Here is a 14553-nt window from a genome sequence, read left to right as displayed (position 1 = left end):
AACGTGAAAAATACAGAAATAGTTGTGCAAGGTGCACGTTCGAATAATTTGAAAAATATTAACGTAACAATACCACGAGATAAGCTTGTCGTATTAACAGGCTTATCTGGTTCTGGTAAATCATCACTAGCATTTGACACAATTTATGCGGAAGGACAACGACGATATGTCGAGTCTCTTTCTGCATATGCACGTCAATTTTTAGGACAAATGGATAAACCGGATGTTGATTCAATCGAAGGGCTATCGCCTGCGATTTCTATTGATCAAAAAACTACGAGCAGAAATCCACGTTCAACAGTCGGTACTGTAACAGAAATTTATGATTATTTACGTCTGTTATTTGCACGTATAGGGAAACCAATTTGCCCAAATCATGGCATTGAAATTACATCCCAAACGATTGAACAAATGGTGGACCGACTATTAGAATATCCTGAACGTACAAAAATGCAATTGTTGGCACCAATGGTTTCAGGACGAAAAGGAACACATGTGAAACTATTGGAAGATTTAAAGAAGCAAGGTTATGTCCGAGTAAGAATCGATGGAGAGATGCGTGATTTAGATGATTCAATTGAGCTGGACAAAAATAAAAAACATAATATTGAGGTTGTCATAGACCGTGTAGTTATAAAAGATGGTGTTGCAGCACGGCTGAGTGATTCTCTTGAAACGGCATGTAAATTGGCAGATGGCAGAGTATTAGTAGATGTAATGGAACATGAGGAATTGCTGTTTAGTGAACACCATGCATGCCCACTTTGTGGTTTTTCAATTGGAGAATTAGAACCACGTATGTTTTCTTTCAACAGTCCATTTGGTGCTTGTCCTTCCTGCGATGGGCTTGGGACTAAACAAGAAGTAGACCTAGATTTATTAATTCCTGATTGGGATAAAACTTTAGAAGAACACGCGATTGCTGCATGGGAGCCAACTAGCTCACAATACTATCCTCAGTTATTAAAGGCAGTATGCGAGCATTATGGCATCCCGATGGACGTACCCGTGTCACAAATTCCAAAAGGTCAAATGGATAAAATTTTGTATGGCTCAGGTAATGAACTCATCCATTTCCACTATGAAAATGAATATGGTAGCGTTCATGATAAAGATATTGAATTTGAAGGTGTAGTCCGTAACATTGAACGCCGTTTCCGAGATTCCACTTCGGATTGGGTACGTGAACAAATGGAAAAATATATGGCAGAGCAGCCTTGTCCAGCATGTAAAGGCTATCGATTAAAGCCGGAAACATTAGCGATAAAAGTAGAAGGTCTACACATTGCGGAAGCAACCCAGCATTCTATTGCTGAAATGTATGGATTTTTCTCTTCTTTATCTTTAACAGAAAAAGAGATGCAAATTGCAAGGTTGATTATCCGTGAAATTACTGAACGATTAAGCTTTTTAATAAATGTAGGATTAGACTATTTAACACTTTCTCGTTCAGCGGGAACATTATCAGGCGGGGAAGCACAACGTATCCGACTTGCCACTCAAATTGGATCTCGGCTGACAGGTGTTCTCTATATTTTGGATGAGCCATCGATTGGTTTGCATCAACGTGATAATGATCGACTTATTGCAACGCTAGAAAATATGCGTGATTTGGGCAATACGTTAATCGTCGTTGAACATGATGAGGATACAATGATGGCTGCCGATTATTTAATCGATGTTGGACCAGGTGCAGGTGTCCATGGCGGTGAAATAGTCGCTGTCGGTACACCAGAAGAAGTGATGCAAAATGATGCATCGATTACAGGCAAATATTTGAGCGGGAAAAAATTCATTCCTCTTCCAATTGAACGTCGACAATCGGATGGACGAAAACTAACAATTAAAGGTGCATCAGAAAACAATTTAAAAAATGTCAAAGTTGATATTCCTCTTGGACAATTTATTGCTGTAACAGGTGTTTCAGGTTCAGGAAAGTCAACGCTTATTAATGAGATTTTATATAAATCTCTAGCACAAAAATTAAATCGTGCACGTACAAAACCTGGTGCACATAAAGAAATAACAGGCATTGAGCATTTAGATAAAGTGATTGATATAGATCAATCACCAATCGGCCGTACGCCTCGTTCAAATCCAGCAACATATACTGGGGTTTTTGATGATATTCGTGATTTATTTTCTGCAACGAATGAAGCGAAAGTACGGGGATATAAAAAAGGACGATTTAGCTTTAATGTTAAAGGCGGCCGCTGTGAAGCTTGTCGTGGAGATGGCATAATCAAAATCGAAATGCACTTCTTACCTGATGTTTATGTTCCGTGCGAAGTATGTCATGGAAAACGATATAATCGTGAAACATTAGAAGTTCGCTACAAAGAAAAAAATATTGCAGAGCTATTAGATATGACGATTGAAGATGCAGTTGTTTTCTTTGAAAATGTCCCTAAAATTCAAAGGAAGCTTCAAACGATAGTAGATGTAGGATTAGGTTATATGAAGCTTGGTCAGCCTGCTACCACTTTATCAGGTGGAGAGGCACAACGTGTAAAACTTGCATCGGAACTGCATCGACGCTCAACAGGGAAATCCTTCTACATTTTAGATGAACCAACAACAGGACTTCATGCAGAAGATATTGCTCGACTGTTGAAAGTTTTACAAAGACTTGTCGATAATGGTGATACTGTCTTAGTTATCGAACATAATTTAGATGTTATTAAAACGGCAGACCATATTATTGATTTAGGTCCAGAAGGCGGCGATAAGGGCGGAACTATTATTGCAACAGGTACACCTGAAGAGGTTGCAGCAAATGAAAATTCTTATACTGGCCGTTACTTAAAACCAATTTTAGAACGTGACCGAAAACGAATGCAAGAGTTGCTAGCCGAAGCTTCTAATAAATGATATAAGAGCTAGTAGTAAAAATAAATAGTTAAAACCAATAAATGAAACTTTTCTGCCTTCCTCTGCGTATAATTGTATATACAATAGAGGGAGGCTTTTTATTTATGGAAAACGAGCGTAAACGAATTTTAAAATTAGTCGAGAACGGAACAATCTCAGCAGAAGAGGCCATTGTTTTACTTGAGGCGTTAACAAAAGAAAAAGAATCCACTCAATCGAGCAAAACTTCTCTATCATCAAAAGAAGAGGAACAACAAACATCACAAGAGAATAATGCATCTCAGCAAACAGAAAATGCAGAAGAAGAAACAACATCTAAAACATCCGGTTTTGAAGATATATTTGGTAAAACATTTAACAATAAAGAAGCAAATAAAAAAATGGATGAGTTTATGAATGACTTAAAAGAAGACTTATCTAATTTTAGTAATCGTGTTATGGGAGTAATGAACACAACCTTCTCAAAAATTAAAGATTTTGATTTAGAGTTTCCTTTTGGCGAAAAAGTTCAATTTACTAAAACCTATGCATTCGATGCAGAGGATATAAGAGGCCTTGAACTTGAAATTCCAAACGGCAAGGTAGAGGTAGCAAAAGCAGAAGATAATCAATTTTTAGTGGAAGCAAAAATAAAAGCACCTCTTAATGACCATGATGAAGAAAAAACAAAGGCTCAATTTGAGGAAGAGTTTTTACAATTACAAGATGGAAAATTAACTATTGCAGTTCCTTCGAAAATGTCACAAGTATCTGTTCAGTTCACTGTACCAGAGAAGCAGTATGATGTTTTTATCCTACGTTTATTAAATGGAGGGATAACAATACAAGAACTGAATACTAAGCTTTTAAAAGTGAAGACATATAATGGAGCTGTTAAATTGGATCAGTCTTCATTCCAAAATGCAAATATTGAAACAGGCAACGGAGCAATTGAAGTTCGAAATGTACATGGTGAAGACCTTGAAGTAGAAACAGTTAATGGTCGAATTTATATTGATGGACATATACAAGAAGTAGAGGCTGAATCAGTAAACGGTGCTGTCGTTGTCACAACGCATGCAGAAAATGCGCGGAAAATAAAAGCACATACCGTTGCTGGAGCAGTTGAATTATATATTCCGAAAACATTATCATTAGACGGACAAGTTACAACGAACTTTGGGAAGGCAGATGTTGGTTTAGCCGATGCTGTCACACGTATTGAAGGAGATCAGTTTTTACTTAAAACATTACATTTCGATAAAATAATAGAAAATGCAAATATGTTAAAATTAACTGGAGAATCCCGTACAGGAAGTATTATTGTAAGATATAATGCTGAATAATGGTTGGGAAAAACGAATCGTGGAATGCGATTCGTTTTTTTATTAGGAAACTATTGTCCTTAAATTTTTATCCCTTATTCAACTTCTGGGAAATTCACCAAATTCTAAATTTTAATAATCTGCTTGAATGTTTCATAACTAATTCAATAAGGGTATATAGCAAAATAACTAGGGAACTATTTTTACAGCTTTCGTGTTTTTCAAATTTCCACAATCATTCGCGATTCTTCAAAAGTGAAGGATCGCTTTTTTAATTCAGGCAAACGATAGTAATACCGCCACAGTAACTAATAAAAACTGAAATCCATCACGATGAATATGCAGTAAAATTTTAATTATCAATATTATAATAAAATTAATAGCAGTTATTTAGGAGGATAAAAAGGAGTATTTTAATTTATAAACTAATTCGTGTTAAGTGGAGAATTGGGAGGTTTGGGATGCTTAAAGTGGAGATAAGAAGGCCAAGAACTGGGGACATAAAAGAGTTAAATTCATTTTTTAAATTAGTGATTACTGATACTTTTATTAAAGAAGGTTTAGGTGAGAAGTTAGACGATATTTATGATGAAATTAAAGTTAAGGAAAAATACTTAAAAAGTGATTTTGAAAGCAATGGCGAAAAACGATATTTCTTGATTGCTTTAGATGGTGATAAAATTATCGGTTCAATTGAATATGGTCCAGCAAGTGATCTTATATGTAATTGTACAAACAACGCCTTCAAAGAGCTAATTGAAATAGGTACAGTATTCGTTCATCCTTATTACCAGAAAATGGGGATAGGGAATTTACTTTTGAATAAGATGTATTATACTTTGCAGAGTAGAGGCATAGAAGAATTTTGCTTAGATTGTGGATATATAAGCTCACAAAAAATTTGGAAAAAGAAATTTGGAGAGCCTAATTATTTATTACAGGACTATTGGGGCAAAGGATATGATCATATGATTTGGAGAATCAAGATTAGCGATTTGGTATTAGGTTGAGCTGTAAGAAAAACTAATGGTTGGAGTCTATTGGAAATGGCACTACCCATACTATTAAAGGAGACTGAGTAAAATGGATAGCAGTTTCAAAAATGCTAAGTTTGAGTGGGTTAAGGAAATGATTACAAGTAATTTTGAAAACATGAAAATTAATCACATTATGCAACTTGGTGAGGGTTGGATGAATACTGCCTATCTGATCAATCATGAGCTCGTATTTAGATTTCCAAAAGATAAAGACGGGGCCATTGATATAAAGAAAGAAATAAAGGCGTTACTTTACCTAAAAAAACATATTTCTTTAAACATACCGGAATTTATTTATTGTGGGAAACAAGATAATGGATACCCTTTTGTCGGCTACAGATTATTAACAGGAGAACCAATGAATGAACAACTATTTTGCTCATTGCCATCAGAAACTAAAGAAAAAATCTCCTATCAAATTGCTGAATTTATAGATCAAGTCTGTTCATTCAGTATTGAACAGGCAAAAAGCCTAAATATTCCTGAAAAGAACTTCTATCAATATTATTTAGATATTTTCAATGAGGTGAAGGAAAAAGCCTTTAATAAAATCAATCAAGATATGCAAACTTATATTTCTTTTCGATTTGAAAAATACCTCAAAAATAAAAACCATTTCAGATATTCACCTAAGGTTCTTTATGCTGATTTATCGATGGACCATTTACTATTTGATCAAAAGAGGCAAGAATTAACTGGAATCATTGATTTTGGTGACATGAAAATTGGTGACCCTGATTATGAATATTTATACTTGTTGGAGGAATTTGGAGAATTATTTACGAAAAATGTGATGGAACATAGAAAGGAAGAAAATATTCAACATAAGTTTGAAAAGCTCTATTTTTTCCTGACAGCTGACAATGTTGTACTGTTATTGGAAGGCATAAAAAGAAATAATAGAGAGATGTTAGAAGAAGCTGTAAATATCATTCAGTGTGAAATGAAGATAAATCATATTAAATGATAGCAAAAGAGGAATAGAGGTATAGGGTTTCTACACAAATGATGATACTGGAGATTTATGATGCCTATAGGGTTTGGCTCGAACACAGTAGTAAAGCTTAAAACTAATTGATTTTAGGATTCGAATTATGTTCTGGTTATTCCGTAAAAGTGCGCAATTTCAGAGGAGAAATTACAATCTTTCTTTATTTATCCGTTCAGTTACCTTTAATAAGAATTGTTGTAACTAAATTGGAACAAACTGAATTAAATATAATTAGGGTGATTAATTTAATAAAAGTGTTTCTCATCCAATGGGCATAGCTACTTAAAAATTTTTAGAAATCCAGTTGACAGTCTATCTACTACGTGTTACTATATACCTGTAGTAAGTAATACTGAATACAGATGATATATAATAACAGGTTGCAATTAAAATAAATGACACCTCTACTACTAAATGCAATATACTTGTAATAAGCAATACTTAATAGCATGTTTACCCAAATGCTATTAAGTTAAAATTTTCTTTGGTACTAAGTAATACTGAATATAAGTCAGACAGAATAGGGGAGGAACTGAACATGGAAAATTTAACTGAAATGCTAAAGGGTTCGCTTGAAGGCTGTGTGCTGGAAATCATCAGCCGCCATGAAACCTATGGCTACGAGATTACCCGGCGCCTAAACCAGCTCGGGTTTACCGAAGTCGTGGAAGGGACTGTCTACACCATCCTCGTTCGACTAGAAAAGAAAAAGCTGGTAAACGTAGAAAAGAAACCGTCAGATATGGGTCCACCACGTAAGTTTTACTCACTTAATGAGGCCGGTCGTCAAGAACTTGAATTGTTTTGGAAAAAATGGGATTTTGTATCTTCAAAAATCAACATTTTGAAATCAACGTAGCTGCATAAGATATTCCATCCAATATTTTTAGAAAATCTTGTTCAGCTTTATAAAAAAGGAGGATAAATAAAATGATGGAAATGTTCAAAAAAATGATAGGTGATAAAAAAGAGTACAAAATGATGATGGCGCGGGTTGAAGACTTGCCTGAGGAATACCAGTTTGTATTTAAGAAAATTCAAAACTACATGTGGAATTTCGCAGCGGGCAACGGTATGGATATGCTTAAAATTCAATATGAATTAATCGAGTTGTTCGAAGCCGGTGCTGCAGATGGCAGAAAAGTGCTGGAAATCACTGGTGACGACGTGGCATCCTTTGCCGATGAACTAGTAGCAAATGCTAAAACATATGTCGCTAAGTATCGTGAAGATTTGAACGAGAGTATCAAGAACCGATTAGGAAAAAAATAATTTCTATAGATCATACCGACTGAATAGATGTTACAAATGTGAATTGCCACCTTCTCTATTCAGTTACTTTTTTCAACCTGGTAGTAAGTAATACTAGTTATCAGTGATGCTAAGTAGATAGGTAGGGAATCTAGCTCCGCTAAGCAAGGCACTAATTATAAGGAGGAAAAAATATGAGAAATGCAGTGATTTCTGTAAAAGGGTTAAAAAAATCCTTTAAAGACAAGGAAGTCTTAAAGGGGGTGGAATTTGAAGTTCGACGTGGCGAAATTTTCGCACTGCTGGGCTCAAATGGAGCGGGTAAAACGACGATGGTCAATATCCTCTCGACGCTAATGAAGCTTGATGACGGTGAAATAAATATTTTCGACTTTGATGTCCAGCGTCAACCGGATTATGTTCGACAAAGCATCAGCCTGACAGGGCAGTTCGCAGCTTTAGACGGCATGCTAACCGGGCGAGAAAATCTGATAATGATCGCCAAGTTGCGAGGAGTTTCCAATCCTGCTCAAGTTGCCGATGATCTGCTAGCTAAATTCAGTCTGACCGATGCGGCCAACCGCCGAGCGGACCAGTATTCCGGTGGGATGAAGCGCCGGCTTGACATCACCATGAGCCTGATAGGGACACCAGCAGTCATTTTTCTCGATGAACCGACGACAGGGCTTGACCCCGAAGCACGGATTGAAGTCTGGGATACCGTCAAGGAGCTTGCCGGTGATGGTACGACCATTTTGCTGACGACCCAGTACCTGGAGGAAGTTGAACAACTTGCAGACCGTATCGCCATCCTACACGATGGAAAAATTATTACGAGCGGTACACTTACCGAACTTAAAAAGATGTTCCCACCAGCAAAAGTGGAATACATCGAGAAGCAGCCGACATTGGAGGATATTTTCCTTGCGATTATCTGCAAAAAGGAGGAAATATAAATGAAAAGCGAAACAGGGGTATTATTGGGGCGTTTAATACGTAACATAATGCGCAGCCCGGATACAATTATCACGGTGGCAATTACGCCGATTATGATGATGTTGTTGTTTGTTTATGTATTTGGAGGCGCCATAGATACAGGCACGGACAACTACGTCAATTATTTATTGCCAGGAATTTTGCTGATTACTATCGCATCCGGCGTCGCTTACACTTCCGTACGGCTGTTTACAGATGTAAATAGTGGGCTGATGGCACGATTGTTTACCATGCCAATCAAGCGCTCATCGGTATTATGGGCTCACGTATTGACATCGCTTGTCTCCAATGCGCTGACTCTCATGCTGGTGTTCCTGGTCGCGTTATTGATGGGCTTCCGTTCCAGCGCTAATCTCCTGGATTGGTTCGCGGTAGTTGGGATAATCGGTCTGTTTACACTGGCGCTGACATGGTTAGCGGTCATTCCAGGATTGACAGCGAAGTCTATGGAAGGAGCGACAGCCTACTCGTACCCGCTGATTTTCCTACCATTTATCAGTTCGGCTTTTGTCCCTACTGAAACCATGCCTAAAATTGTCCGTCTGTTTGCTGAGAACCAGCCCGTAACTTCAATCGTGAATGCTATTCGTGCCCTATTATATGAAGGGGCTATTGGTAAAGATATCTGGATCGCGCTCTCCTGGTGCGTCGGCATCATGATTATCGTTTACTTTTTCGCCAGTAAAGCATTTAAACGCCAGTTTGGGTAAGGAAACTATCGGTTGTCTCGTGGCAACTAAACCTTACAAATAAAAATATGTTTGGGAAAGCATGGGGAAATTTCAGTTCTTTAATTAATTTCTTAAATTCTAAGGTAAACTATTGTTAATATAATAATTTTTTGTTATTCAACAAAACAGCTAATAGTTCTCAACCGTCTAAAGAGGAAAGTTTATAAGAGAAGAACAAGAAGTTAAATATAATAATAACTAACTTTTCTTCTCTTATTTTTCCAATGTTATATAAAACAATATTATTATTATTATTGTTTTATAGGTATACATATTTCGCAATAATGATTATTACTCATATCACCAATGTATCTTTCGAAAATTGGTTTATTTTCTATTTGATATCCGCTTTTTTGTATAGATGGAAAAATACTAGAATATGCATTTTGAATATCTTCTCTTGTATGTTTTACTTCATATATCATGTATTTTCCACCAGGAAGTTCATTCTCGCTGATTGAATCATCTATTTGATAATCCTCAGATATCACAATACATGCGTCAAATCTACAATTTTCAGGTAGTGTTGTTTCAGGGTTATCCTGCTGAACTGCAAGTAGTATAGTATTTGATTTAAGAAGGTTTTTCTCCTTAGCCCATTTTTTAAAATTCTCCCACACTTCAATGTTTCCATTCCCATACGGGCCGACTCGTCGCATATAAGCAACACGATAGTTCGGAATTGTTTCAATTTTAAAATTCATAATTTCTTCTTCCTTTCTTGATTCATATTTGTATGATACAGGTTGAATGTAACATGCTTTAAAATCAAATTCAGTGTAATTTTTAAACTTTTTTAAATATTTTTATTTTGATTGTTTTTAGCAACGGGAGTTTAGTTAAAGTAAAGGGAGAATTTTCTCAAACGCTTATTTTTTTTGTTGAGAAGGAGGTATGTAGGTAAGTAATATAGAGAAATGCATTTATAGATTAATATCTAGCGGCACTAATTACCATTATCATCTTAAAACATGTTAGGTAAAATAAGGATAAATATCTTCTCAAGATGAGTTAACCTTACTATGGAAAAATTCATTAAGTATTTTATTCTTATATCTATAATCTGTATTATTTCAATAGGATATATCGTGTTTGAACAACATCAATTGATTGAAAAATAGCAGAGAGAAATATATAAAGAGTAAATTGCAACTTATTATCGAGCTGCAATGACTTTGGATAATCGAAACTTAAATGATATTAAACCTCAAACTCTTTATAGTTTGGCATTAGAGTTTGAAAAGAACCGTTCATACTAATCAATGTCAATAGTCGAATTTCCAAGGAATTTTACGGAATTTAATTGGAATTCTATGAACTTATTGTATAGGCTGGGGCAGGAATCGTATAAAGGAAATTTAAGTGACAAAGAGAGAATAGAACTAAGAAAACTCATCATTGATTTGCAGTTAATTGTTAATACATTTGGGAAAGACTTTTTTGGAAAAATATCAATGGGGAGATCCTCAGAGATATTTAGAGAAAGAATTAGAGATTGCTTCTAAAAAGTTGGATGAATAATGTAATCAAAAATATTTAATGATACGATACTATTTTTTACGCGGTTTCACTCACTTTTCACTCACTTTTTAGTGGTTTTTATGTGATTTCATATAATATTTACGAACTTTTACCGCTTTTTTAAGCACTTTCTTCCAAGTGCGCTGCGAATAAGAAATAGTTTAGTGCCAATCCTAATCTGGGTTGGCACTATTACTATAACTATCATACCTAGATTGAGATATTTAACAAATTACAATTTGCAATATATATCAAATTACTATTTTATAGGTTGAATATACGGAACAATTGGTGCAGTTACTCCTACTGAAGCTCCTCGAATAAAGTCTTTCCCTACCAGTTCTTTAAAGTTTTCAGTACGGCCTGTTACCATAACACCTAGTACTGTAACTTCGTTAAACGGTTTGTTTTCGTTTTCTTCAATATATTTTTGGATTTCCTCGATTGATTGATTATTGTCATATTGTTTTAGATTATTGATAAATTCAGCGAATGCCTCTTTTGAAAGGTCAGGATCTGAATAACCGTAAACCGGTAAACTCGATGGCCCAGAATCTTCATCTACAATTTCTGACGTCATATAAAGCCAAGCTATATTTAAATTTTCAGGTATGTTTTGTCGAATTTGTTTGATTGTTAACGGCTCTTTGAATGAGATAGCCACCTCAGCGACGTAATTATTCATTTGAATAACTTCCTCGAGTTCATTTTGAACCCCGTCATAATATTGTTCGATTGCCGGATGATAAAAGGTTGCAACTTTTTGCTTCGTTTGTTTATCGTATTCATAACTATTGGTGCCATTTAATTGAATTCCAGGGATTAATTCGTTGTGGTCAATATCAACTCCAAACCACGAATAAGAGCTAGTTAAAGTACTCCAAGGAACTAGATAACCATTTATATTTTTTGATCGGTTTGTAATAATATTGCCGCCAAACATTGATGAATTAGCCGTTACTTGGGAGTCAATGGTTACATTAGGTTGAGAAATAGCGTGTTGTAAAAAGAGACTGTCATGTAATCGAGCTGTATTTTGGGCAGACAAATAGTTTCCGAGTCGATTAAATGTAAATAATAAGATAACACAAACGACCATCGAAATTAGCGTAATTATAATCCATTGTTTTCTTTTTGCTTTTTTTAATGCATTTTGAATCGATGGATCCATGCTTTAATCCCTCCAACTTCTGTACGAATTGTTTTTCTTGCGCGGTATAGCTTTTGCTTAACATTATCCATATGTAAATGAAGTAATTGTGAGATTTCCTCGTAAGAAAATTCGTAATAATATTTCAAAACAAAAATCTCCCTATATTCTTTTTTTACATTTTTCAACAAATACATTATTTCATCTTGATTAAAAAGTTGTTCAAAGTCGGCATTCCCACTTGCTAATTTTGATTGGATTTCATCAGAAAGTGGAGCATTATGCTGAAACTTTTTCCTCTTTAAATCAATAAACTCATTGAGAGCTACCCGATAAAACCATTGACGAATTATTTTTTCGTCTAGGTCAGTTAACATTGAATAGATTTTATAAAATGTATTTTGAATAATGTCTTCTGCATCTTCTTTTGATGCTCCTTTTGAGCGTAAAAGTAGAAACACTTCCTCTCCAATTTGAATTAGATAGGAGGTGAACGTGTCTTTTTGATTCATATTTTTCCTCCTCATTTATACAACGATTGAAGAATAGAAAAAGTAGACAAATAAAAAATAATTTATTCTCAATATTTAGCGATTATATACTAACTGCGAAAGGATGTTTTCTGAAAAAAGGTTATTTATAGAGTGAAATTTCCCACATCGAGCAGATTGGTGGCTCTGTACATATTTTTTTATGAAGAATTGGAAAGTGAAGTAATTTTATGTAAATCCGTATAAATAACTTGGCATATTTGGTTCGAGTTGTGTTTATCTACTATATAAAAGAAGTCTTATTAATTTTTTTATAAAATTGAACCGAATATTATTTGGTAATCGTCTAATAGCAGAATTTGAAATAGGTTGAAAGGGAGGGTAGTAGATTGGACAAAGAAGAAAAAGATTTCATATTAGAAAAGATAATGATTGAATATGGCGACGAGTTGGTAAGATTGGCATTTTCATATGTGAAAGATATAGGGATTGCTAAGGATATGGTTCAAAATACTTTTATCAAATGCTATAAAAACTTGGATTCGTTTCGATTTGATGCACAAATAAAAACATGGCTTTATCGTATAACAATTAACGAATGTAAAGATTATTTAAAAAGTTGGAATTACAAAAAGGTACAAGTAAGAAGTATTTTAAGTGAAACGACAAGGTCAATACTACCATCAACAGAAAAAGCAGTTATCGATAAATATACTAACGAAGAAATCAAAGATAATATCTTTTCTCTTCCGAAAATGTATAGGGAAGTAATTTATCTGTACTACTATGATTCATTAAAAACAGAGGAGATTGCGGACGTTTTAGATATTCCAGTTAATACAGTGAAAACTCGATTAAGAAGAGCGAAGCAAAAATTAGAATCGATGATAAAGGAGGCTGAATTTAATGGAAGATAAACGAATAAAATATAACTTTAATAATGTGTCTGATCAAGAATTAAGATTTACGAAAGAAGACCGTAATAAAGTGTTTGAACAAATTAAAATGGATAATGAACATACACAAAAGAAATCTCTTATATCTATTTCAAAAAAATTCGCTCCACTGACTGTATCTTTGTTAGCGGTAGGTTTGTGTATATTTTTCTTTATTCCTTCAATCCTTCAAGGAAATATTAATAACGAAAATAACGGAACGGATTCAATTGGAGTAGTAGCTCCAGAAGACAAAGATTTTACTGCATTATTTACGGTGAAAGATGAGAATAATAGAATACCTATTAACCTTTTATTTACTTATAGTAAAGATAAAAAAATGATGAAAGTTGTATCTATCCCTCGAGATGCTTATGCTCCTATATTAGATAATGATGGAACTACTTTATATGATAAATTGACCCATGCTTATGTTTACGGTTCAGGAGGGGCTGAAAATGTAAGAACAACAGTGTCTAAGCTATTTAATTTAACAATTGATTATTATGCGGTTATGGATTTAGAAACCTTTTCATCAATGATAGATTTAATGAATGGTATAGAGTACGACTTGCAAGAAGATATTCAAGTAAGAGCTATATCTCAAGTGGCATTTGAATTCGAAAAGGGGACGCATCATTTAAATGGAGAAGAGGTTGTGGCATTAATGGTAGATGCTACAACGGAAAGAAGCTTGGGTGAAGAAGACCTAGTCAACCTCATTAGTGCTGTTATTCATAAAACAAAAAACGAACTTCCAAAATCACAATTAAAAGAACTAACTACTACGATAGAAGGTAATATGCCATTTGATCATTTGGTAGAGAATAAAATGGAACTTCCATCGATTCAATTAGTATCATTAATCGATGGAATGAAAGATACGCAGATAAATGGGGCTTACTATATTAAATTTGAAAAAGATTTTTTAAATTCGGTTTCAGAAGAATTAACAACATTTAATTAAGCGGTTATATTAAACATTAAACTGATAGGTTTTAATTATCTTACTAATAAATGTAATAGCTACAGATTGATAAATGAGTAAATGAATAGCACAAGAATGTGAAATAACTTCTTTAAATGGAAACCATCAACATTTCACAACTTTAGCACGCTAAGTGCGTTAAACCGAAAAAGTCGATTCCTCCTGTACATTGAGGAATCGGCTATTTTATTTAGTTCTCAGAACGTTACCATAGCTTCTGCTAGGTTCGTATACAAACAAAGGGTCTGGTATTGAGTCAGTATCTAATTTTGCTAAGTAATCATCCT

Annotated in this window: 13 protein-coding genes; 10 read left to right on the top strand and 3 right to left on the bottom strand. The window is 34.5% G+C overall.

What is annotated here, in order from left to right; all coding sequences use genetic code 11:
- Nucleotides 1-3: 3 nt before the first annotated feature.
- From uvrA to EKG35_RS06880, 8 genes are all read left to right on the top strand, one after another.
- Nucleotides 4-2871 carry an excinuclease ABC subunit UvrA gene (gene uvrA / locus EKG35_RS06915; protein ID WP_126293711.1) on the top strand — a complete coding sequence of 956 codons (2868 nt, stop codon included), beginning with the start codon at nt 4-6 and terminating at the stop codon, nt 2869-2871.
- 104 nt (nt 2872-2975) lie between these two features.
- Complete coding sequence (locus EKG35_RS06910) at nt 2976-4196, top strand: DUF4097 family beta strand repeat-containing protein (protein WP_126293710.1); 1221 nt, start codon at nt 2976-2978, stop codon at nt 4194-4196.
- 440 nt (nt 4197-4636) lie between these two features.
- Nucleotides 4637-5185, top strand: a complete 549-nt coding sequence (locus tag EKG35_RS06905; RefSeq protein ID WP_126293709.1) for a GNAT family N-acetyltransferase — start codon at nt 4637-4639, stop codon at nt 5183-5185.
- Between the two features lie 118 nt (nt 5186-5303).
- Nucleotides 5304-6179 (top strand): aminoglycoside phosphotransferase family protein, encoded by an 876-nt coding sequence (locus EKG35_RS06900; protein ID WP_246020240.1) that lies wholly within the window; start codon nt 5304-5306, stop codon nt 6177-6179.
- 562 nt (nt 6180-6741) lie between these two features.
- On the top strand, nt 6742-7062 hold the full coding sequence (locus EKG35_RS06895) for a PadR family transcriptional regulator (RefSeq protein ID WP_126293707.1): 321 nt from the start codon (nt 6742-6744) through the stop codon (nt 7060-7062).
- A gap of 71 nt (nt 7063-7133) precedes the next feature.
- Nucleotides 7134-7475, top strand: coding sequence for a DUF1048 domain-containing protein (locus tag EKG35_RS06890; RefSeq protein ID WP_126293706.1), 342 nt, complete (start codon nt 7134-7136; stop codon nt 7473-7475).
- A gap of 173 nt (nt 7476-7648) precedes the next feature.
- Nucleotides 7649-8410 carry an ABC transporter ATP-binding protein gene (locus EKG35_RS06885; protein WP_126293705.1) on the top strand — a complete coding sequence of 254 codons (762 nt, stop codon included), beginning with the start codon at nt 7649-7651 and terminating at the stop codon, nt 8408-8410.
- Nucleotides 8411-9160, top strand: a complete 750-nt coding sequence (locus tag EKG35_RS06880; protein ID WP_126293704.1) for an ABC transporter permease — start codon at nt 8411-8413, stop codon at nt 9158-9160. It abuts the gene before it with no gap.
- A 272-nt stretch (nt 9161-9432) separates the two neighbouring features.
- Here EKG35_RS06880 and EKG35_RS06875 read toward each other — a convergent pair whose 3' ends face one another.
- From EKG35_RS06875 to EKG35_RS06865, 3 genes are all read right to left on the bottom strand, one after another.
- Nucleotides 9433-9885 (bottom strand): AraC family transcriptional regulator, encoded by a 453-nt coding sequence (locus tag EKG35_RS06875; protein ID WP_126293703.1) that lies wholly within the window; start codon nt 9883-9885, stop codon nt 9433-9435.
- A 1076-nt stretch (nt 9886-10961) separates the two neighbouring features.
- A complete protein-coding gene (locus tag EKG35_RS06870) occupies nt 10962-11873 on the bottom strand; it encodes a sigma factor regulator N-terminal domain-containing protein (RefSeq protein ID WP_126293702.1) in 912 nt (303 codons plus the stop codon).
- Nucleotides 11846-12364: an RNA polymerase sigma factor gene (locus tag EKG35_RS06865; RefSeq protein WP_126293701.1), complete on the bottom strand. Its 519-nt coding sequence runs from the start codon at nt 12362-12364 to the stop codon at nt 11846-11848. Before EKG35_RS06865 ends, EKG35_RS06870 begins: the two co-directional genes overlap by 28 nt.
- 368 nt (nt 12365-12732) lie before the next feature.
- Between EKG35_RS06865 and EKG35_RS06860 the strand changes: the two genes are divergently transcribed.
- Complete coding sequence (locus tag EKG35_RS06860) at nt 12733-13260, top strand: sigma-70 family RNA polymerase sigma factor (protein ID WP_126293700.1); 528 nt, start codon at nt 12733-12735, stop codon at nt 13258-13260.
- Nucleotides 13250-14245 (top strand): LCP family protein, encoded by a 996-nt coding sequence (locus EKG35_RS06855; protein WP_126293699.1) that lies wholly within the window; start codon nt 13250-13252, stop codon nt 14243-14245. Before EKG35_RS06860 ends, EKG35_RS06855 begins: the two co-directional genes overlap by 11 nt.
- The last annotated feature ends 308 nt before the right edge of the window (nt 14246-14553 follow it).

The sequence above is a fragment of the Lysinibacillus telephonicus genome, assembly GCF_003966145.1.
In the GTDB taxonomy this organism is placed as follows: domain Bacteria; phylum Bacillota; class Bacilli; order Bacillales_A; family Planococcaceae; genus Ureibacillus; species Ureibacillus telephonicus.
The sequence above is the reverse complement of the archived record's forward strand: the minus strand, read 5'-3'. Positions and strand labels throughout refer to the sequence as shown.